Source organism: Planctomyces sp. SH-PL14 (assembly GCF_001610835.1).
GTDB lineage: Bacteria > Planctomycetota > Planctomycetia > Planctomycetales > Planctomycetaceae > Planctomyces_A.
Genome location: NZ_CP011270.1, coordinates 3612873 through 3635702 on the forward strand (window position 1 = coordinate 3612873; position 22830 = coordinate 3635702).

A 22830-nucleotide genomic window follows, 5' to 3' on the forward strand; every position below is an offset into this window, starting at 1 on the left:
GCCCCGGTTCTTGCCCCGGACTACTGGCCGCCCTTCCCACGCAAACTGATGATCTTCGAAACACGCGGCGGCGACGTCTCCAAACGCTTCCCCTCGAACTCCACCGAAATCCCCTCCACCTTATACGTCCACCACTCCTTCACCCCCGCACCCGAAATCATCCGCACCAGCTCGTCCGGCTCACTGCCCAACGCCGACTTCACATGCCGCGGCAACATCCCCACCATCACCCGCCCCCCCTGCACCGCCTCATAAAACGGGTCCGCACTCGGCGGCGGAACATCCTCCTTGGGAATCCACCGCCCCTCGTGCTGCACATAACCCAGCTTCCGGAACCGATCCGCCACAATCCCCAGGTTCGGGGCCGCCCGCTCCGCATCCTGGTAGTACTTCACCGCCGACACCCGGTCGTCCAGAAGCGCCAGCGATTCATCCCCCAACTCGATCAGGCCGTTCACCCCGTCCTTCATCAGACGCCGCTCACGCGAGGCAAGCCACAGCCGCCGGAGCTCCTTCCCCCGGGCATCCATCACCTCGTCCAGCCCCTTGGCAAACGCCAGCATCTCCTGCCGCGGCATCGTCCCCGCCGTCTTCAGGCGGAACGCAATCTCCTTGTCCCGGTACTGCCGCGCCTCCATCGCCAGTTCCGGCACCTGCGCCAGCTTCCCCGCGATCTCGACTCCGTTCCGCCCCTGCGGATCGGCATCCCGCTCGATCCAGTCACGATAAACGTCGACGTACAGCGCCCGGTGCAGCTTGGGACGCAGGTTCGGATTGACCGTCCGGTAGGTCTCGACCGCGTTCGCCCGGTACTGCTCGCGAAGCGCCGCGTCCTCGGCCGCCAGCGGAACCTCGGAACCCGCCAGATCCCGCCCGATGCGGCTCAGCACGTCGGCCAGGTTCCCCTTCGGGACCTTGAGCGTCTGCTCGTACTCGGTCCGGAACGCCTCGTGGGTCATCCGCATCCGCAGGTCCGCGCTCAGCTTCCAGCGGTCGACCTTGGCCAGCAGAGCCCGGATCCCCTTGGTGTCGCGGGGCATGAGCTGCCCGTACTCCGTCTCCAGTCCGTTCTGATAGAGGTCGCGCGCCTGCTCGCGAAGCTCCGCGTCGTCATACTTCGCCGCCCGGGCCATCCCCCACTCAGCCACTTCATACCACTGCTCGGGCTTCGTCGTGTTCAGCTTCGACCGCCGCTCCCGGAGCAGTTCCTGGTCGCTCGGCAGGGGCTTGAGCTCCCGGACGATGAAGTAGTAGCGGTCGTTCCCCGCTTCCTTCAGGATCGTCCCGACCACCTCGTACCGGTTCGTCTTGGGATCGCGGGTCAGGACCGTCTCGGAACGGAACTGCAGGTCGCTCCCCAGCACCGTCAGCAGCCGGGGGCCGAACAGCTTGACCCGGACCTCGACCCGGAAATCGGTCCCGAGGAGCTTGGGCCAGTTGTCCTTGATGGCCATCAGGTCCTCGGTCCCCATCAGCTCGACGGCCCGCGCTGCCGAGGGGACCGCCAGGGAGACCACGACGGCGAGAAGCAGCGGACGCCACGCCGCGGGGACCAGTCTGCGGTTCATGTCGTCTGCTCCGGAGCAGGGGCGTCCGCGGGGGACGCGGGGGCGTCGGGATCACCCGCGGGCGGGGCCGGGGTCTCCAGGCCGAGCGATTCCCGCTGCCGCTGGAGGGCCGCTTCAGTGCTCCGGCTGGGGCGGTAGTCGTCCGAGAACGTCATCCCCGCCGCCTCGTAGGCGTCGAGGTCGGTCCAGAGGATCGAAGTCTCCTGATTGAAGCGGACGATCCAACGGCCGACCGTGTCCTTCCGGCTCTCCCGCTCCCACGTGACCGACTCCAGCTGCACGCCGATGATGACGGTCCGCGGCTGTTCGGTGAGAGGAAACTTCTCAAGGGCGGGGAACGTCGCCAGGACGACGGGCCGGCCGGTCTCCGTCGGCACCGACCATTCGAGGTAGGTCGTCAGCGTATCCCGCTTGGGATCGAGCTTGAGCCGTCGGGCGGGGAGCTCAAGGATCAGCCACCGGTCGTAGTACTTGGAGTGAAAGTCCGCCGGCCAGAGGTGGACGTTGTCCGGCAGAGTCCGGTCCGCCTCGGCCACGATCTCAATCAGGGAGGCGGGGGCCAGAAGTCCCATCGCGACCGTCTCGCTGCGGTACTGGCGGATGCGGGTCGCCTCGGCGTCGTGCCGGTCCAGGATGTCGGCGGCGTCGGCGGCCTGTTCGAGGTGGGGCTTGGCGTCGAGCCACTTCTGCTGGCTCACCGCGGCCATCCCCAGCTCCGCCTGCTCCTTATAAGTCACGAGGGCGTGCTCGTAGTTCTGCGAGCGGATCGCGAAGTACCCCGTGAAGACCAGCACGAGTCCGACCGCCGCGAAGATGAAGTGATACGGGCGGAGGAGGCGCTGCGGCGGGCGGGGGGGCTCGGGACGCGGCGGCGGCTCCAGTTCCTTCTTCTTCTTCGGTTTGCGGGCCTTCCGTTCCGCTTCGTCGTCGAGAACGACCACGTCATCAAGAACGGACTGGACCGGCGCCAACCCCGGCCGGGCGTCGCTCTCCTGCGATTCGGAGCGGGGCCCCTTGGTCGGTGGTGGCTCCTCCTCGGCAGCGGCCCCGGACGCCGGTGCGGCGGCGGCCGCCGCGGAAGAGGCAGCCGCCATCTTGGGCGGCGGATAAACGTCGCGGGGGAGGACGAAGAGGGAGGTCCCGCAGTCCCGGCAGACGATCCGCTGGGGCGAGCGCTTGCGAAGGCCGGCGTGTCGGACGCCGCACTCGCACTCCATTTCGAAGGGGCGCGGAGTCTCGTCGCCCGGTCCTTTGAAGACGTTCGTCGCTTTGGAGAACCAGTTGCTCATCGGGCGACGGGTGGAGGACGCGGGGAGACGCTCAGAGACGGCCACCAAGTTTATCCGTCGCTCGCGCCACGGGCGAGGGCGCCCGCCCGGCGTCCCGCGCACTCGACGGCCACCACCGCGCCGCGGGAGGGCGAGGCTCCCGCCGAGCCGCGAACGGTTCACCCCGCTCCGCCGCTCCATCACGCGATCGCCATCGCGCCAGACAACACCGCGGCCGCCGAAAAGAGACGACGACACTCCGCCAGGACGTCCGCACCCGCAAACGCCCTGTCGCAAGCACACTCGGCGAACGCTGCGTCGCCCCGGCTACTTCTTCTTCGCCGCCTTCTTCTTGGCCGCGGTCTTTTTCGCGACCGCCTTCTTCGCCGGGGCTTTCTTCTTGGCGGTCTTCTTCGCGGCGGTCAGCTTCTTGGCGACCGCCTTCCTCGCCCCGGTCACCTTCTTCATGACGGTCGCGGCCGCCTTCTGAATCCTGGCCCCGCTCGGAAGGTCCTCCGGAGACATATCCGCGGCCCGCATGGCGGCGGCTCCGCCCACCACCGCCCCGACGGCGGCGCTTACGGGACCCAGCAGGGCTCCCGCCGCGGCCCCGGCGGCCGCTCCCCCCACCATCGCCAGCCCGGTCTTGGCATCCGCCTTCTTTCCCGACGCAGCTTTCTTCGGACTCATTGCAGACTCCCTCATGGATTCGGATCGTGAAACCCGTCAACGGACCCTCAGCGTGGATGCAATGATAGTGCCAATCGGTTCAACACCGAATGAGGCCACCGCTCCATTTCACTCGAATCACCAGCCAGGCCGCCCCCGTCGCGCGAGACCTCGAGCCGATCCACCGGACGACGCCATCCCGCCCCCATCGCTACCATGGCCCCACCCCTTCCGCGGAGACCGCCCATGCGCCCGACCGCTCTTCTGACCGCGCTCGCCACGGTCTCCCTCGCCGTCCTCCTTACCCTGCCGGCGACCGCCCAGGACAACTCCCCGTCCGCCGCGCCGGTCCCGCTCCGCGTCGAGCTTCTCGCCGCTCACAAGGGCTTCGACGGCACCTCCTGCTGGGTCCACGCCCGGGCCGGAGCCATTCCTCCCGGCGAGCCCGGCAACGACGGGCCGACGCCGCTCGTCGTCATGACCATGCAGAAGCTCCTCCTCAGCGGCTCGGACGTCTTCTACGCCCTCAACGACCTCCGTTCCACGGACGCCGGCCAGACCTGGACACCCCCGTCGAGCAAGCCGTCTTTGCCCGCCAGACCATACCGGCCGCCTCCGCCCCCGCCACTCCGCTTCCGACCGGGGCCGAGGTCGCCCCGCATCTCCTCCAGGCGGGGGACGAGACGACGGTGTGCGACTTCACACCGCAGTGGCACGCCGGCAGCCGCGCCCTCCTGGGAACGGGCCAGACGGTGTGGTATCGGGACAACAAGGTCCTCGCCGTCCGACCGCGAAGCGTGGCCTACGCGGTCTACGACGCCCCGGGTCGATCCTGGAACGCGTGGAAGACGCTTCCGCTGCCGGACGAGCCGCAGTACCAGAACGCGGGGGCCGGCTCCGGTCAGCGGTGCGACCTCGAGAACGGGGAGATCCTGCTCGGCGTCTATCACGCCGTGCCGGGGGGCAAGCCGTACAGCACGACGGTCTTCCGCTGCCGGTTCGACGGCCGGGAGTTGCGGGCGGTGGAGCACGGTCCGCCGCTGACGGTGAACATCAAGCGGGGCCTGTACGAGCCCTCGCTGGCGCGGTGCGGGGGCCGGTTCTACCTGACGCTGCGGAACGACGACCGGGGCTACGTCGCGGTCTCGGAGGATGGTCTCCGTTACGGCGAACCGCGTCCCTGGAGGTATGACGACGGCGCGGAGATCGGCAACTACAACACGCAGCAGCACTGGCTGACGCTGGGTGAGGAGTTGTACCTCGTCTACACGCGTCGTGGAGCGGAGAACGACCATGTCTTCCGGCACCGGGCCCCGCTGTTCCTGGCCCAGGTTGACCGCACGCGCCTGTGCCTCATCCGCGAGACGGAGCGGGTTTTGATCCCGCAGCGGGGTGCCGGTCTGGGGAACTTCGGCGTCTGCCAGATCAGTCCCACGGAGTCCTGGGTGATCGCGTCGGAATGGATGCAGCCGAAGGGGTCGGAGAAGCACGGCAGTGATAACAGTGTGTGGATCGCGAAGGTCGCCAGGCGATAACCCGCCCGTTGGAACAACGTCCCCGCCGGCACAGCTCCCGCTCGCTCAAACCCAACGTGCGACGGCACCTGGGGGTCAAGGGGGGTCTCACCCCCCTTGCCGCCGGAGGCGCTTCCATGAGGAACCGTGGTAAACAACGGACGTCCCCTTTGTGGAACCGGCGTCGAGAACTCCCCGCTCGCCCTGCACTTCGCGCGAATTTGAGATAAGGGCCATACGGCACCCAGTCCGCGTCTGCACACCCCCTCCTTCAGACATCTCCCGACGGCCAGGCCTCCGGCGGGCAAAGGGGCCAAGAAAACAACACAGGTCCCCTCTGCACTCCCTGACCAGGGTGCCCCTGGACCCGGATAGGGACAAGTGATCCTGCGTTGCGCCGCTCTACCTTCCGCCTTCAGCCTGAACCCCTTCCGCCTCCCCCACACTCCCCCTCTGCACTCCCCACCAGGGTCCCCCTGGACCCGGTCGAGGCACAGTGCTGCAATTCCCCTAGACTCCCACCATGAGCGACGTCACCCGCATCCTCCTCGCAATCGAACACGGCGATCAGAACGCCGCCGAACAACTCCTCCCACTCGTCTACCAGGAACTCCGCAAACTCGCCGCCGCCAAACTGGTCCAGGAAAAACTCGGCCAGACCCTCCAACCAACCGCACTCGTCCACGAAGCCTACCTCCGCCTCGTCGACGGCCCACAGCCGCAGCGATGGAACGGCCGCGGCCACTTCTTCGGCGCCGCCGCCGAAGCCATGCGGCGGATCCTGATTGAGAACGCGCGCAGGAAGCAAAGCCTGAAACGGGCCCACACGCTCGAAGACTTCGACCTGGGAGAAATCGCCGACGAGCCGGCCACCGGCGGCGAAGACAATCTGCTGAAGCTCGACGAAGCCCTTTCGCGATTCGAACAGCAATGGCCCGACAAAGCCAAGCTGGTCAAGCTCCGCTACTTCGCGGGACTGACGACCCCCGAAGCGGCCCACGTCCTCGGAATCTCCATCAGAACCGCCGAACGAACGTGGACTTACGCCAAGGCCTGGCTGCTCGACGCCGTGCGAAATTCGCCCTGACGACGTGACCGCCGGTCCAATTCCGGGCACGATAACGCGGCAGCATCAAAAAGGGTGGCGGACCGGCAACCGGTTTCTCGCACTGTCTTGCAGACAACCGTTCCGCTTCGCATCAAGGGCTCATTGATGGACGAACAGAGCATTTTTCTGAATGCGCTGGAGAAAGAGACACCCGAGGCCCGGGCCGCATGGCTGGCCCAGGCCTGCGGTGCGGACCTGCGGCTCAAGGCCCGGATCGAGGCTCTCCTCGCCAGCCACGAGCAGGCAAGCCGCTTCCTGGAACAGCCCCCCGCGGCTTTTCAGGAGACCGTCGTCCACGAGAACCGGGATGCGGACCGGGCGAGCGCCCTGGAAGGGGGGCTGACCGCCACCTTCGTGGAAGGGGAGGCGGTCGTCATCGGTCCGGCGGGTCACAGCGTCTTCCAGTCGTTGGGGCGGGGAGGAAACTTCCCCCGCGTCGCCCTGCGGGAGGCGGCGGAGAACGGGACCGACCCCATCGTCCGTCCCCAGTCGCCGGAGATGCCGCAGAAAGACGCGGACAGCCGGTATCAGCTGCAGGGGGAGATCGCCCGGGGCGGAATGGGCGCGGTCCTGAAGGGACGGGACACGGACCTTGGACGCGACCTGGCGATCAAGGTCCTGCTCGACTCGCACAAGAACAAGCCCGAGATCGTGCAGCGGTTCATCGAAGAAGCGCAGATCGGCGGCCAGTTGCAGCATCCCGGAATCGCTCCGGTCTATGAACTCGGGCAGTTCTCCGATCGCCGCCCGTTCTTCAGCATGAAGCTGGTCAAAGGAGAGACCCTCTCGAAGATCCTGGCGCAGCGGAAGAGCCCCGCCGAAGACCGCGGCCGCTTCCTGGGGATCTTCGAACACGTCTGCCAGACGATGGCCTACGCGCACAGCCGCGGGGTCATTCACCGGGACCTGAAGCCCGCCAACATCATGGTCGGCGCATTCGGCGAAGTGCAGGTGATGGACTGGGGACTCGCCAAGGTCCTCCCGTCCGGCGGCGTGGCCGACGAACGGATGTCGCAGACCCGGAGTTCCGAGCACAGCGTCGTCCAGACCCTCCGCAGCCGGGGAGGGGGCGGGGACAAGACGCCGGAACCGGTCGGCTCGTTCGGATCGCAGACCCAGATCGGCAGCGTGATGGGGACTCCGGCCTACATGCCCCCCGAGCAGGCTCTGGGAGAGATCGACAACCTCGACGAGAGGGCGGACGTCTTCGGCCTGGGGGCCATCCTGTGCGAGGTGCTGACGGGCCGTCCCCCGTACATCGGCGATGACGGAACCCACGTCTTCCGCCTGGCGACACGCGGCAAACTGGAGGGCTGCTTCGCGCGGCTCGATGCCTGCGGCGCGGATGCGGAACTGATCGCCCTCGCCAAACAGTGTCTCGAGCTGGAACCGAAAGACCGGCCGCGCGACGCCGGCGTTCTCGCGAACCATGTGACCACCTACCTGACCTCCGTGGAAGCGCGGCTGCGGGCGGTCGAGATCGACCGGGCGGCGGCCGCGGCCCGGGCCGAAGAGGCCCTGCTGACCGCCCGGGAACATCAGGCCGCCGCGAGTGCCGAGCGCCGCGCGCGGCGTCTGCAGCTGGGGCTCGCCAGCGTCATCCTTTTTGTGACGACCTTCGGAGGGATTTCGGCGGTCTGGACCGCGGTCGTCCAGCACCACCTGCGACAGAACGCCGAAGCGGCCGAACAGGCGGCCAACACCGCGCGAGAAGCGGAGAGCCGGCAACTCGTCCGCGCCGAACAGGAGCGAGTCCGGGCGGAAAGCGAACAGAAACGGGCCGAGTCGGAGAAGAGACGGTCGGACAACATGCTGGCCGACATGCAGACCGAACGCGGCCTCCGCGCCGGCAGCGAAGGACAGACTGCGGCCGCCGCCATGTGGTTCGCCCACGCCGCCACGATCACGCCTCACGACCCGGATCGACAGCAGGCGAACCGCCTGCGGGCCCGCAGCTGGATGAACCAGGCCATGATGCCGGTGGCCCGTTTGACGCTCCCCGAAGGGGACGCATCGCGTCTGGCGTTCCAGCCGAGCGGTCCCTTCCTGCTGGCGCTCAAAGAGGGAAGCCTGCGCGTCTGGGACTGGCGCAACGGGGTCACGGTCCCCTGGAGCGATCCCCTCATCGACGTCACCGACGCCGACTGGTCTCCGGACGGCCGACAGGTGGCCCTCGCGTTCGGGCCGGCGGAAGTGCGCCTCCTCGAGTCGATCAGCGGAAAGGAACTCGGCCGCCTTCGCCCGGCGGAACACGTCTCGGTCGTCCGCTGGTCGCCGGACGGAAAGCGGTTGGCGCTCGGTTCCCGGAAAACGCAGGTCTGGAATCTCGAAGCCGAACCGCGCAAAGAAACCGAATGGCCGCACCCCGGCGTCGTCTACGGTCTGAACTTCAATCGCTCCGGCAGCCAGGTGGTGACCGCCTGCGAGGACAACCTGGCCCGCGTCTTCTCCGTCGCCAATACCGCTTCGACCAGGCCGGTGCTTCCTCCTCTGGAACATACCCCCTTCTTCCGGAACATGTGGTCCCTCCCGGTCTTTTGCGATCAGGACCGCAAGCTGGTCACGATCCTGAAAGAGGGGCGGACACCCGGGCTGTGGACTCTCGCGGCGGCGGGAACCGTCGCCAACCCATGGAAACTGGGGCCGGACTTCGACCGCGCGCTGGATGTCAGCCCCGATGGACGCTGGATCGCCGCGGCCGGTGTCGCTCAGTGCGCGCTCGTCGGCGTCGACGGGACCGTCGTCAATCTGCCGCACCGCAATCACCTCCATCACGCCGTGTTCAATCCGACTGGCCGCTCCCTGGTCACCCTGAGCTACGAGGGGATCGCGCGGGTGTGGCCGATGGACATGCTGAAGGAAAAGCAAAGTCCCGCCCCTTCCGTCATTCCCCAGCAGAACACCTATGCGCATGGCTGGTTCTCGCCGGACGGGGTGGCGCTGGCGATCGCCTCGAACGGTCAGGTGGTCGTCTGGGAGCAGGCGCCGGAGTCGGCACTGGTCGGACGTGTCGACTGGCAGGGATACGTCTGGCACCCGCGGATCAGCTTCGACGGCCGGTTCGTCACCCCCGGCGTCCTGCACGAGACCTCGTTCAACCCCAAGGCTCGCGGCGGACTGCTGTCGGTCGCCAGCATGGCCGACGGTCAGCCAGCCGGCCCCCCGATCCTGCTCCCCGGACTCCTGTATGACTCGTGCATCAGTTCGGACAACCGGTCCGTCGCGGCGGCCATCGTGAAGGGCTCAACCGCGCTCCTGGGGGTCTTCGACATCGCCACCGGCGAACCGCTCTTTCCCGCGGTTCCGCTCCCCGCTCTCCCGGCGAGCATCGACGCTCATCCCCATCAGCCGGAAGTGGCAGTCCTGTGCCAGGACGGCCAGCTGCTGCTGATCGATGCGAGGAACGGGCAGACGCGGCAGGCGCTCAACCATGACGGACATCATGCTGGGGCGATCTGGTCGCGCGTCCGCTACTCGCCCGATGGCGAAGCCCTCGTTTCCGTCATCACGGACAACCTGGTCTCCGTTCGCGAGTCCGCGACCGGCGCGCTGCGCTTTCCCGCCCTGAAGCCCGTGTCGCAGGGCGGTCCCTGTCGCACGATCGCGTTCTCGAAGGACAGCCGGCTGCTCGTCACCGGAGTCTGCGGCAAGAACATGGCCCAGGTGTGGGACCTGCAGACCGGCCAGAAGCGGGGGCGCGAGATGCCGCATGGCGGCGACTTCTACGGGTTGTGGTCCGTCGACTTCAGCCCCGACGGCCAGCGGGTCGTGACCGGGCACAAGGATGGTCGCGTGCGGATCTGGGACTGGCAGACGGGACAGATAATCGGCACCCCCATGCAGCATGCCGATGAGGTGTTCCACGCGACCTTCACGCCGGACGGACGCTACGTGCTGGCCGGCCCGCGCCGCAGCACGCTGCACATCTGGGACCCGGCCAGCGGCAAGCTGGCCGTGGCGCCGGTCCCGGAACTGGTCCCCAGCCGCGGCTCGACAACCCATGTCAGCCTCTTCGGCCACCGGGCCGTGGTCTCCGAAGAGGGACGGTGCTCGATCCTGGATCTGACCGAGTTGCTGAAGCCCCCCGTCGAGAGCGTCCCGTCGCTCTTGAACCGGGCGGAACTCGCCTCGAACCTCCACCAGCCGAACGGCGAGCAACTGCCTCTCGATCTGGAACAATGGAACACTCGGTGGGACGCCTACATCCGGACCCGCGAAGCCCCGGATCAGACGGCGGCATCCCTGGCGAAGGCCCTCGATGACGCGCAGTTGGAATCGCAGCGGCGGGTGATCATCGCCCGCGCCCTGCGACTGAATCTCCTCGACTCGCTGGTGCCGTTGCGGCCGAACGATGCGCGACTGCATCTCGACTACCTCGCCGAGATGACGAAGCGCGGCCGCAGCACTCGCGCGATGGTGTCGGCCGCCATCGCGGCGGTGAACTCGGTCCTTCGGACGACACCGGACGACCAGTCCCTGCAGCGCGAACTGGCTCGGCTGCGGATTCTGGAACTGGAGCCGACGAAGTGGACCGCTCTCGATCCCGTCGAGCTTCGCGCGACCTCCGGGTCTCCCTTCACAAAGCAGCCGGATGGGTCGATCCTGGCGGAAGGAAAGCCGGCCCCAAAGGATGAGTACACCCTCGTCGGGCCCAGCCCGCTGCCGCAGGTCGCGGCCCTGCGGCTGGAGGCATTGCCGCATCCCGGCCTCCCCGTGAGGGGCAGCGGACACGACTTCAAGGGGAACTTCTGCCTGTCGGAAGTGACGCTGGGGTTGCGGCGGAGCGATGGCCAGACCGCCCCGCTGAAGTTTCGCCTCGCGGCCAGTGACTACGTCCGTCCGCTGGACGTCCACACGCACGCCCCGGACGGCCCGTGGGGCGCGATCGACGGTCGCCCGTCGACGCGGTGGGACGTCTACCCTCCCGTGACGCAGCCGCACTGGCTGATCCTGGAACTGGACACCCCGTGCGAAGTCCAGACGGGCGAGCAGCTCGTCGTGAGCCTGCAGTTCCTGACCTCGTGGGGGGAGGCACGCCTGGGTCGGTTTCGGCTCTCCGTCAGCGATGAGCCAAGGGCCGTCGAGAAGCAGATTCTGACCAGTGCCGTTCAGACCAGTATCCTCAGCCGCGATGAGGCTCTCAGCGCGCTCGACCTGGTCCACAGGAAAGATGCCGCCGTCATCGAACGACTGGGAGCCCCCGACAGGGCGGAGTCCCTCACGCTCGCCGAAGAGCTGCTGCTCGCGCAGGCCTGTTTCCGGGAGGGGAAGACGGACCTGGCGGAGGCGACGGGCAAGCGTGTGCTGGAGCGCGGGGTCCACGGGATCCCGCACCGCGAGCTCTGGTCCCTCTACGTGGATGTGGTCACGCGCGCCAGCGGCATCGCGGCCTCGGACCTGCCGCTCGATCCGACGAACGAGGAGGTCGCCCTCGCCCGCTGGAACCAGGAGATTCATGCCGCACCAACTGCAGACAAGTACCGCGCCCGGGCGGTCCTGCTGACCCGGCTGCGGCAGTGGAGCCAGGCGGTCCCGGACTTCCTCAGCGAAGTGCCGCTCCGCGCGCGGGAGGCCGCCCGCGTCTCGTGGATGCGGGCCGGTCTGTGTCACCTGATGGCGGGTGACGAAGCGGGTTATCGCCAGCATTGCGCCCTCCTGTTGAAGGAGTACCAGAACTCCACGAACCTCGATGAACGCGAAACCCTCGTGAAGCTCGGCCTCCTTCTCCCGGGGGCTCTGCCGGTCTCCGACCTGCCGATCGACGGACTCCATCAGTCGCTGAAGACCTACATGCCGACCTACCGATCGCATCCGTGGGCGGCGGCCATGTGCGGACTGGCGGCGCTGCGAGCCGGAGACACCCCCAAGGCGCTCGAATGGCTGGACAAGGTCGAGTCTCCGCCCCCGCCGCTCGTCTCCCACATCCTGCTGATTCGAGCCCTGGCCGAAGAGGAGCAGGGGCATCACGAAGCCGCCGTGAAGGCGCTCACCGCGGCCGAGGCGTTGATTCCCGCGGAGCTGGAGCTGGCCGGTTCCCCGCTCGGTCCCGGCGAGGAACCGCTCTCGGAGAAGGCGGTGGACCAGGACGCCCTGCTCTCCGAACTTCTACGGCGGGAAGCCTCGCAGCGGATTCGCGGGACAGTCCGGCGGCTCCCCTCCGGGCAATCGCTCGAAGCCGAGCTCGCGAGCCTCGCGCTCGCCGGCCGGTGGCCAGAGGCGACGCTGACCGCCCTGCAGATTCTCGACCAGGATCCCACCTCCCGCTTCAACATCACCCGGGTCGCGGCGCTCCAGGGGCTCACCGGAGACACCGACGGCTACCGCAAGCTGTGCTCGAGGGTGGTGGAGCAGTTTGCGGACACCACCCGTTTTGAAGTCGCGGACACCGTCTGCAAAATCACCCTGCTGCTTCCGGACTCGCCGCATCGGGACCGTCTGCCGGTCAAGGTGCTGCGGGAGGCCCTGGAGCGGGAGACATCGGGTGACTTCCCCAAGTGGGGCTGGGCCGGCCTGGGGCTGGTCGAGTACCGGGATCGCCGCTTCCAGGAGGCGATTGCCTGCTGTGAGAAGTCGCACGTGGCGAGTCTGCGGGAGGGTGCTCCGGCGGCGCTGGCGTTCGTCATCGAGGCGATGTCGTGGCACGAACTCAAGGAGGCTGCCAAAGCGAAGGAGGCTCTCGCCAGGGCGACGGCAATTCTCGAAGCCGGCCGCGTCCGGGAAGGAGCCACGAAGCCAGCCGCGCCTCCCACGACAATCGAATACGACCTCCTCGTCGCAGAGGTCCTGTGTCGCGAAGCCGAGAAGCTGATCGAAGCCCCGCCGCGCTAAACCGGCACCTCTAACAACGTCCCCGCCGGCACAGCCCCCGCTCGCTCAAACCCAACGTGCGACGGCCGCTGGGGTCAAGGGGGTCTCACCCCCTTGCCGCCGGAGGCCTCTTCCCTGAGGAACCGTGGCACACCACGGGCACCCCCTTTGTGCAACCGGCGCCGAAAACTCCCCACCCGCCCTGACATCCTCGCCGGTTAGATAAGGGCCATCCGGCACCCAGTCCGCGTTTGCACACACCCTCCTTCAGACATCCCACGACGGTCAGGCCTCCGGCGGGCAAAGGGGCGTTGCCCCTCTGCACTCCCCACCAGGGGTTACCCCCTGGACCCCGGTTCTACAGGATCTCCTCAATCACCCGGCCACGACTCAACGGATGCGGACGACCCTGCGCATCCAATACCTCCGTCTCCGGCAAAAATCCCAAACAATGAAACATCGTCGCATGCAAATCCCGCGGCTCCACACGCCCCGCCAACGGAAACGCCGCCTGACCATCCGACCGCCCATGCACCACGCCCCCCCGCACTCCTCCCCCCGCCAACGCCACGGAAAAACAATGACCCCAATGATCCCGACCCGCCCGCGCATTGAACTTCGGCGTATGCCCAAACTCACCCACCCACAACACCAGCGTCTCGTCCAGTAACCCCCGCTCGGCAAGATCACTCAACAAAGCGGAATACGCCTGATCCATCCAGGGCATCAGGAACCGCTTCAAGAGATCGTTGTGCCGGTCATGCGTGTCCCACCCGCCCCCATTCGGCTCCCCATCCACACGGCACCAGTTCACCTGAATCAGAGAAACCCCCGCCTCCACCAACCGCCGAGCCAGCAGCACGCTCTGCGCCCACCGCGTCCGCCCATACCGATCCCGCGTCGCCTCACTCTCCAGCGAAAGATCAAACGCCCTCCGGACCCCCGACCCCACCAGCAGCTCCAACGCCTGCTCCGACTGCCGGCTGAAGTCCGCCGCCGCCGCAGACCCATCCACCCCGTCGAGATGAGGATGCAGCTGCTCCAGCAACGAAAGCCGCTTCTGCAGCCGCCCCGCCGGAATCTCCGAAGGCAACGACAGGTCCGGCACGTTGAACCCCGCCTGCGATGGATCGCACGTCAGCAGCCACGGGTCGTACTTCGGCCCCAGGATCCCCCCCGTCTGACCGGGCCACACCACCTCCCCCACGTTCGCAATCCGGTTCGGAATCGTGATCGCGGGAGGAATCCCCAGCCGCTCCTCGCGACGGACGTACTTGTTCGCCGCCCCCCAGTGCGGAGCCAGGTTGGGGGCCTTGGACACCGCGTTCTCGGAGCTCGGCGGCACATGCGGCACGCCGGTCATCATGTGGTACCCGCTGGAGGAATGGGCGTTGTCCCCCGTCACCATCGCCCGCAGGACCGCAATCTTGTCGGTCAGCTCCGCCGTCCGCGGCATCAGCTCGCCAATCTCCAGCCCCGGCGTCCGGGTCGAAATCGTCCCAAAGCCCCCCCGGATCTCCTCCGGCGCCTCCGGCTTCGGATCCCACGTCTCGTGCTGCGGCGGCCCGCCCCCCAGGAAAATGACAATGACCGACTTCGCCCGCCCGAACGAGCCCGCCACCCGCGGCGCCACCTCGACCCCCGCCCCGACCTTCACTCCCGCCCGACCATCCCGACGACTCCCCCCCGCCGCTCCGGCCCCGGCCCCCGCCGCCATTCCCGTCAGCCCGGGCAGACCGAGCGCCCCCAGCTCAATCCCCCCGACCCGCAACCACTCGCGACGCGACCAACCGGGCTGCTGAAAACCGAGCATGCCATCGTTCCCTGTCGAATTCCGGGCCAGTCCCGGACCACTATCGAGTCCCGTCCGCACCAGAACGGTCCGCCCTCTCCCATTCGCAACCCCACACCAGCCCGAAGCGCCAGCGAGGGAAACCCCCAAGCGCCTCCGGCCACTCAGACGCAAACAGGCGAGCCGAAACGGCAAAACGAAAGCATACCCCAGCCACCGAGCAAACGCATCAGCAATCCGTGATGCATTCCCGCACGGGCGGCCCAGCGGACCACCGAGACACCTCCAGCTCGATCCCCCCCGGGAGGGCGAGGCTCCCGCCGAGCCGCAATCCAGGACCGACCCCCGTAGCCCCAGACCGCCCCAAATCGAAGGCCCGCGGCCTCCACGCCAACGGCATCCAACACTCCAAGCTCAGTCTGGCCCCCCCACACCAGCCCGAAGCGCAAGCGAGGGACAACGTCTGAACTCCCGCACTCGCACTTCGAGCCAGTGCGACCTGGACCGCGTCCGGCGCCGGTCCTCAAACAGCCCCGGGCCTCCACGCCAACGGCGTGAAACAACGCTAGCCTGGGGCAACGCCCCAGGTGGACCGCCCACAGGATCGACAAGCCCTGAAGGGGCGCAACAACGATCCGAAGACGGTCTTTCGCGCTACGCTCGGGATCTCCGGGACTCGCAAATGGACCACGAAACGCTCCCGGCTAACCGCCCGCCCGTCCCCCCGTCACCATCCCTCCGTGCCCCCCGAAAGCCGCTACACCTTCACCGACTACTCCCCCGACTGGCCATCCGCCTTCGAGCGGGAGTCCGCGCGCCTCCGCTCGCTCCTGGCGGACGAGCTCGTCGAAATCCACCACTTCGGCAGCACCTCCGTCCCCGGCCTCGCCGCCAAGCCCATCATCGACATCCTCCCCCTCGTCCGCCGCCTCGCCGCCGTCGACGAACTGACCCCCAAGCTCCAGGCCACCGGCTACCGCGCCTGGGGCGAATACGGCCTCCCCGGCCGCCGCTTCTTCACCCGCGACCACGAAGGTTTTCGCAGTCACAACATCCACATCTACGAAACCGGCTCCCCCGGCGTCGAGCGCCACCTGGCCTTCAGCGCGTACCTACGACACCACGAAGCCGCCCGCCAGGAGTACGAAGCCCTGAAACGCGAAGTCTACGCCCGCCACCCGGCGGACATCGTGGCATACAACGACGGGAAGGATGCCCTGATCAAGCGGCTGGAGGTCGTGGCGGTGGAGTGGTGGCGACGAAGAAGCCGCTGACTTCCCGGCTCGCGCCCCTTCCGCAGCCCGGGTGGCACTGCTGGTGCTCTGACCAGCAGTGCTCCGTTCAAGTTGGATGTCCAATCACTGCTGGCCCAAAGCTGCCAGCAGCGGCACCCGGCGCTCATCAAGCGGCTGGAGGTCGTGGCCGTGGATTGGTGGCCGCGGAGAAACCCGTGGCTCTTTTGGTCGTGCGCCCTGCGCAGCCGAGCCGCGTTGTGAGACAACGCAAAGACGGCGTCCCTGTCCGACTCTTTCCCCCGTTGTCCGAAACCGGATGCCATTCTGCTCCCCGCCAATGGCAAATGTGCGGCTCAAGTCGAATTCGATCTTGGGAGTGGCTTACTACCGCCAAGGCAGCTCGCCGAATCGACTGCTGGCGAACGTCAATGCGATATCTTGGGTGGCCACCAAGCCCGCGTCCCTTTTGATAGCGACCGCGTCACCCCAACTGCCCATTTCAGTGGCACGCCCAATCCACTGCTGGTACAGTTGGCAGCATCGCAATCTAGTAGGGCCACAAAATGACTCGCGAAATCATCGTTACAGATCTCACAAGATTCACAAACGGCAACATTGTCTGCACTGCAGGGGTCGATTCTGCAACCGGGATGTGCATCCGCCCAATGCCTTACCTGCCGACATCAGAATGCGTGCGTCTGAATATTCTTCCCGGAGCAAAGCTGACCGGAAACTTTACTCTATCTCAAGAGTGCAGTGGTCCTCACCAAGAAGACCACAATTACGACAAGCTCACATTTCACGGCCCGTCGACATCTGACGAATTCAAAATGGCACTGCGGGCCTCTCTATTCTCTAGTGTTTCAGAAGGATTTGAGGTCGACCTGCCCCCCGGGCAAAAGTGCCTTCCACCGAAACATATTGGGCCGCGGTCTATAATAACCGTTTCAGTTGCCCCAAGACACATCCAAATTATTGACGACGCCTACAAGGCGGGCAAGATAAAATTGAACTTCACGGACAACTCAGGCCAAGAATTTCGATTCCTACCAATTACTGATCTAGGGTTCCACAATTACGCCAGCGACGCAAAGCGGAAAACGTCACTTGACACAGTAAACAGCCTCATTCACACCCAGAAAGAAGTTTACGTACGAATCGGACTTTCTCGCGTGTACACAGCCCCGAACGGAGTCGAAGGATACTGGCTCCAGGCAAATGGAATCTACACGTTCCCCGAATTCAACGAACAAATCCGAAGCTACCGCTAATTTAATTGTCATCGCAGATGTCGAACCGAGAAGTCTTTCCAGTGCCCCTGGAGATACTCTGCCACAAGTCTGCGATGACAGTGATGTGGCGTATCTTCGCTGCAAAGCAAGCAGGAAGCGTCGAACAGTTCTCGCGGCAACACCTCCTCAATGCGGCGATCCCGCATCAACTGCAAAAACTGCAGTTCATAAGCGGCCCACGAGATCCTCTTCTTCTTGTACGCATCAAGCATACCTTCAAGCGGGGCTAGATCCAAGAGATGGCTGTACTCAATACCTGCCAAATCTTTCAAAAAAAAGCGTAAATCGTCACGCTTCGCAAACCCCGCCAACTGCGAAATATTATTCAACCTGACATCTATCAGCCTCTTTACGCCGGCGTCTCGAAGTGAGTTGAAAAAGTGCTCGGCACTCTTCTTGGTAAACCCAATAGTCCACAACCTGCGTTCTACAACTGTCATTACTCGGTCCCTTCCGCCCTCATGTCTTGGCTTGCGTACGCAATACGGTCGGCCTGCAAATCATAGGCACGCTCAATCAAGTCGTCCACAGGAACGAACAGATCCCGCTCCGCAATGCCTACCGCCTTCAATAGACGGCGTTCCGCCTGCGCGTTCGACTCCACGGTGTCCTGATTAATAATATGCCGAATCTCGATATCCAAGCCGCGCAGCTCACGAGACACAAGAATCATACGGTGACAGGTGATCGGATCACGCTCCGCACACAACAACGCGATGCGATAGCCTTCGAGCCCTCGACAAACGCGATCCATGCCACTTCGGAAGAGTGGTAGCTCACGAATCCGATCGTACCTCGCCTGTCCGCCCACGTAGCAAGACTGTTCGACGCGCCGTGCCCCCAGCTCCTTGCCCAGAAATACGTACTGAATTGCGCATTCCCGCAAGTGGCTTGAGAGCTCAGCCTGACAGAACTGCTGTAGTCGGCTGGATGGCTTCGACCGAACGTCTACCACTGCCGTGACATCATTCTTCCACAATAGCGAAACAAACTCACCCAAAGACCGAGTAGAGTGGCCTACGGTAAACAGTACTTGCCTACTTGAGTTTTGCATCGCCTTCAATTTCACGATACGTTTTGCAAATCACTTCCCAGGCGGCTTGAATTGCTTCTTGGAAACCGAATAGGCGCCTTGCGGAAGAAACTCCTTGTACGTCTCCTGCGACCGCTCCAGGGCTTGCTCAACACCCACACTGTGGTTCAACCACTTCCTCAGATGCTCGTGCCTCCCTTCGGCACTTTGAATCACAGCACTCCAAGGCATAGCTCGAATCTCGAACGGCTCATCGCGAGGACTAAGTGTCGTCCATCGAGGCAAATGTGTTTGATTCGCCCGCGAGTGAATGCCTTTATCAAGATCGTCGCTAATCACGACAAAAACCCAACGAGTTCTATGCTTGTCAGCAAAAGGAGAGTGGACGATTGCCTGGGCATAGTCTTCAATCTGCTGATGCTCTTTATGGCCAACCAGAACACCGGGCCGCTTAATCTCTACGACCAGAAATTCGTACTCATCGGGACGACGCTCCTTGAACTGACGCCAGAGCATGAAATCAGGTATACGATTTAAGCTCTCCGGGGTCTTTTCTTTCTTCTTGTTGTACTGGGAAATCATCTCGCGGCAGTCGGTGTCTGTGACAGTTTGCTGCAGAGCGTCACGGCGGAGTATTCCGACATGCCGCTCAAGAACCGTCTTCATGTCTTCATCATCTGTGCCAATTGCATATTCTTCCCCAAAAAGCCAAGTGTTCGGCAAAAGTAATTTTTGCAGCTCTGTTCGCTCGCGGATCGTTCTCTCAAATGGATCCAAATACACAACCGCTTTGAATAGCTTGAGAAATTCAAGGCGTTGTGCCACCCTATGCGCCGCATCCACTATCTTCGACAGCGGCATGTCATCAAGCAGCGCCGCGAACCGTTTTGCATCGTGATTCGGCAATCTCAAGACTTCGCGAATAATTCGCCCAACATTGGACGGATTGCGACTCACCCCTTCCTTTATCATTCGAAGTAGTAACTTGCGGCCGTCGACCTCCATTCCGTCGTTAAAGCTTGGCAAATTTCTGCTAACATTGACAGCACAAACATCAAACACTCGCCGTTCGATTGTCTCGATACCAGAAGATGGCCTGTTCCTGTATGGATAGCTGCCCTCGTCTTTCAATTTCTGAATCGCATCGGAAGCGCGGTGCTTACGGAGCCGCTGGTAGTAACTGCGAATCTTAGAGGTAATGCGTTTCGCGATATTTTTTCGATCAGCGTCTTGAGACGCCTCAAATGTTTGAAGAAGATTCTCGTTGTGAAGCTCATCAAACAGACAACTTTCAACAAAAATCGTGCCTTCGTCGCCTGATCGATGAAAATTGTCGCTTAGACGGTGCAACGATATTCCAGACGATCCACAAAGGAATACCTCTCGATGATGCTGAGGAGTGTTCCAGTGAAACGCGCGTATCGTGACGTCGTAAGACTTCCCGCCGTGACCGACTTCAAGATGACAGATTGTCCTCTTATTTTTCAGGGCCTTGGTGGGATCAATACGTATTCCGTTAAAATGAAGCTCCCTTTCCGGGTGAACAAGGAGCGAGGGCGCGAAGCGCGCCGCTATCTCAGCGCGGGCGCCTTGCGAGAATATCTCTGTGAACGTTTTCCGAATATCCGTGATTGTTACGTGGCAACCCGATGCCGCAATCTTGTCATCTTCACATTCGTCCCCTAGATAGAACGGATCTCCCCGGCCACTTGTGCCTGTTATTTCGTAAGAGCGAAAGCGCTTACCCGTCTTGTAGGCGAACTTCCAAACCACGGTCCGACCAACTGCCATCGCTTTGTGACGGCCCTGGCCAAGTCGACCATGGAGTGGCAGTCCCGTCCGGGAAGTGCGATCAACCTTGCTGCTTTCGCCCAGATTCTGAAAGGCAGTGGCCGCGTTGTCGTACTCCAGACCTCGCCCGTTATCGACAACTTCTAGTTTCGTCAGCTCATCGAGTTTGCCGCGGCTCAACCGTACATCGACAACGATTGCCTCTTCATCAAAGGCATTCCAGATGAGTTCTTCGAGGGCCTCGTAGATGGACGCCTGCGACAGACGATTCACAAAGTCTGACTTGGGATGGAGTTTTAGACGCCGGCCCATCATGGTCGCCTAGAAAAGAAGGGGAGGTCATCTTCGCATGTGAACAGGTGTACCACAGATGTTCATTCGCGGCAAGAAATCTGAGGTGGCACAGCTCGGGCCGCACACTCTGGCGGCGGGGTGGCACTGTCGATCCTGCGTGGCACGGCCCTGCGAGCCGTGGCAAGTTACGTTGGACGTCGCCCTCACGGTTTGATCGTAGGGGAAAGGGGATCCCTCAACATCCCTCCCTAAGTCGGCCACCGTCCGTTTCCAACGGTTCGACATGGAAGTGCCTCCGGCGGCCAGGGGTCGAAACCCCTGGACCCCAGCGGGCGATTGACGTTGGGTTGCGCAGCGGACAGCCGTCCGCCGGCACGTCATCAGAGCTCCGGGAACCCAATCCCCCGCAAATAGCCAAACGTCCCGTCATAGAACTCCGCATTCCGCGTCGGGTCCGCCGCATCCCCTTCCGGAACAACCACGACCATCCCCTGCCGAGCCCGGGTCAGCAGGACCCGGTAAGCGTTCTTCTGATGCGCCTGCCGCTCCCCCTTGTGAATCCGCTGCCACCGATTCCCGACAAACGACCAGTGCCCCCACCCGGCCCCCGTCCGCCGAAAATCCGCGTCCCACGTCACGCACGTCCAATCGAGCTCCAGCCCCTGCACCTGAAACTCCGTGACCACGTCTTCAAGGTAGTACGACGAACGGACATCGTCCTTCCCACCCAGAAACCAGTGCACCGGATCCACCGCCGTCCGGACATCGATCGCATGCGGCTTGAGCCGCTGCGCCTCCGAAGAAACGACAATCCCATACCGCTCTGACCCGCGGGCCCGCTCCCGCAGCCAGTCCTTCGCCCGGGCCAGATCCCGCGTCAGAACGATCGGAAACCGCTCCCGGACCTCCTCCAAAGTCCGCCGCGCCCCATCGAGATCCAGATCCAGCACCTGCTTCACCAGCCGCGACACATTCTCCGACCGGAATGACCGCATCGAAACCGAGAGGTGCAGATCCTCCTTGAGCGACACAAACAGCTTCGGACGAATCGCCTCAATCTGCTCCGCCGCGGCGTACTCGCTGTCGGTCAGGTGCCCGGAGACATAGACCCGCCAATGCGGGAACGCCCGCTCAACCGACGCCAGCCACTCCCCGATCCCCGCCTCACCCGTATTGATCTCCTGCCCACCCCCGACCAGGCAGACAATCACCGCCCAGTCCGAATGCCGGTCCATGCTGGAGATCAGGAACTCAGGCTCCGAGTGAGCAAACGCCGCAATCCCCTTTTTCCGCTTCATGAAGCTCGCGGTCTGCTCCAGATTCCAGGCCCGCTGAGCCTCGTCAAAGATCGCCACATGCTCAATCGGCGGCCGCTCCTGATCCCGCAGACACTCGTCCCGGAAGTGGTGGACGTCCTGGATGAACATCTTCACTTCGCTGGCCGCCTGCCCCTTCTTGATCGTCCGCCCCTGCTCCCGCTCGCTCCGCACCTTATCCCGCGTCAGAGCCTCCCGCAGGATCTTGACCAGCGGCCCATTCCCCGACAGGAACACGCTGTGAAGCGCGTCCTCCTTGTCGATGTGAGTCGTAGCCACGTCGAGCCCCACCAGCGTCTTCCCCGCTCCCGGAACGCCAGTCACAAAACAGATCGCCTTCTGCGACTTCTCCCGCGCCTCCTGAATGATCTCCGCGATCGTGTTCGTCGTCGAAGTGAGGTTCTTCGCCCCCGCATCACTTCGAGAGATCTCCACGACCGAGTGCCCGCGATAGAGCGCCGTCGCCGCCTCAATGATGGTCGGAGTCGGACAATACCGCCCCGTCTCCCACGCGGTCGCCACAATCTCCGGCCCGCGAGCAAAGTCCAGCACCCGCTGCATCCCAACCGCCAGCGTCTCCCGATTGCACCGCAGCGGCTCCAGCAACCGGTCCCTGTGGCTCGCGACCTCCAGCCCCGCCGGATCCGCAGCCGCCTCGGTCGCCACCAGAATCGGCGCAATCACCAGCGTATGACTCGGCTCATGAAAGTTCTTGAGGTCCAGAGCGTAGTCGCACACCTGATCGACAGCCTGCGCCGGATACTTCGCCTCTCCCACCTTGAACTCAATAACAAACAGCACCCCACCCGCCAGCACCACGGCATCCACCCGCCGCCCCAGCCGGGGGATCGAATACTCAAAGTAAAGATGCCCGGAGACCCCCAGCCGCGCAAACGCCTCCTTCAGGATCGCGATCTGCTCCACCCAGGCATCCCGCTGCTCCACCGTCAGTGGAAACGAGTTGGCCATGGCGATCGCGCCCACAACTTCATCGGTCCCCCGCAGGCAAAACCCGGCGATCGTGTCGGCAAAGTAGAAACGACTCAACGGTCGAACATTCATCGATCGGCCCAAACCACCTTTTCTCGCGCAACCCACACCAGCGCGGCCCAGCCAGGTTGGCAAACGACGCCCGAACGGGCA

At 64.3% G+C, this 22830-nt stretch carries 12 protein-coding genes; 4 read left to right on the forward strand and 8 right to left on the reverse strand.

Features of this window, described 5'->3' with window-relative positions; genetic code table 11:
- Positions 1-20: 20 nt before the first annotated feature.
- The 3 genes from VT03_RS14040 to VT03_RS34200 all read right to left on the reverse strand — a co-directional run bounded on the left by VT03_RS14040 (position 21) and on the right by VT03_RS34200 (position 3526).
- Positions 21-1568, reverse strand: a complete 1548-nt coding sequence (locus VT03_RS14040) for a hypothetical protein (RefSeq protein WP_075093552.1) — start codon at positions 1566-1568, stop codon at positions 21-23.
- On the reverse strand, positions 1565-2857 hold the full coding sequence (locus VT03_RS14045) for a hypothetical protein (protein WP_075093553.1): 1293 nt from the start codon (positions 2855-2857) through the stop codon (positions 1565-1567). Before VT03_RS14045 ends, VT03_RS14040 begins: the two co-directional genes overlap by 4 nt.
- A gap of 306 nt (positions 2858-3163) precedes the next feature.
- Positions 3164-3526 (reverse strand): hypothetical protein, encoded by a 363-nt coding sequence (locus VT03_RS34200; RefSeq protein WP_075093554.1) that lies wholly within the window; start codon positions 3524-3526, stop codon positions 3164-3166.
- A 668-nt stretch (positions 3527-4194) separates the two neighbouring features.
- Here VT03_RS34200 and VT03_RS14055 point away from each other — a divergent pair.
- The 3 genes from VT03_RS14055 to VT03_RS14065 all read left to right on the forward strand — a co-directional run bounded on the left by VT03_RS14055 (position 4195) and on the right by VT03_RS14065 (position 12955).
- A complete protein-coding gene (locus VT03_RS14055; RefSeq protein WP_075093555.1) occupies positions 4195-5040 on the forward strand; it encodes a hypothetical protein in 846 nt (281 codons plus the stop codon).
- A 502-nt stretch (positions 5041-5542) separates the two neighbouring features.
- Positions 5543-6106: a sigma-70 family RNA polymerase sigma factor gene (locus VT03_RS14060; RefSeq protein ID WP_075093556.1), complete on the forward strand. Its 564-nt coding sequence runs from the start codon at positions 5543-5545 to the stop codon at positions 6104-6106.
- A 126-nt stretch (positions 6107-6232) separates the two neighbouring features.
- Complete coding sequence (locus VT03_RS14065; protein ID WP_075093557.1) at positions 6233-12955, forward strand: WD40 repeat domain-containing serine/threonine protein kinase; 6723 nt, start codon at positions 6233-6235, stop codon at positions 12953-12955.
- Between the two features lie 337 nt (positions 12956-13292).
- On the opposite strand, the gene VT03_RS14070 is transcribed toward VT03_RS14065, so the two are convergent.
- The gene (locus VT03_RS14070) at positions 13293-14747 is read right to left on the reverse strand and encodes a DUF1501 domain-containing protein (protein WP_075093558.1); all 1455 of its coding nucleotides are present in this window, start codon (positions 14745-14747) and stop codon (positions 13293-13295) included.
- 719 nt (positions 14748-15466) lie between these two features.
- Between VT03_RS14070 and VT03_RS14075 the strand changes: the two genes are divergently transcribed.
- Positions 15467-16000, forward strand: coding sequence for a GrpB family protein (locus VT03_RS14075; protein WP_075097118.1), 534 nt, complete (start codon positions 15467-15469; stop codon positions 15998-16000).
- A 1240-nt stretch (positions 16001-17240) separates the two neighbouring features.
- On the opposite strand, the gene VT03_RS14085 is transcribed toward VT03_RS14075, so the two are convergent.
- The 4 genes from VT03_RS14085 to VT03_RS14100 all read right to left on the reverse strand — a co-directional run bounded on the left by VT03_RS14085 (position 17241) and on the right by VT03_RS14100 (position 22734).
- A complete protein-coding gene (locus VT03_RS14085; protein ID WP_075093560.1) occupies positions 17241-17693 on the reverse strand; it encodes a DUF488 family protein in 453 nt (150 codons plus the stop codon).
- Entirely contained in the window at positions 17693-18307 is a 615-nt protein-coding gene (locus tag VT03_RS14090) for a DUF488 family protein (RefSeq protein WP_075093561.1), read from the reverse strand. The genes VT03_RS14085 and VT03_RS14090 overlap by 1 nt, the downstream gene beginning before the upstream one ends.
- Before the next feature lie 30 nt (positions 18308-18337).
- Positions 18338-20350, reverse strand: coding sequence for an ATP-binding protein (locus VT03_RS14095; protein ID WP_197489323.1), 2013 nt, complete (start codon positions 20348-20350; stop codon positions 18338-18340).
- A gap of 401 nt (positions 20351-20751) precedes the next feature.
- On the reverse strand, positions 20752-22734 hold the full coding sequence (locus tag VT03_RS14100) for a DUF2075 domain-containing protein (protein ID WP_075093563.1): 1983 nt from the start codon (positions 22732-22734) through the stop codon (positions 20752-20754).
- Between the last annotated feature and the right edge of the window lie 96 nt (positions 22735-22830).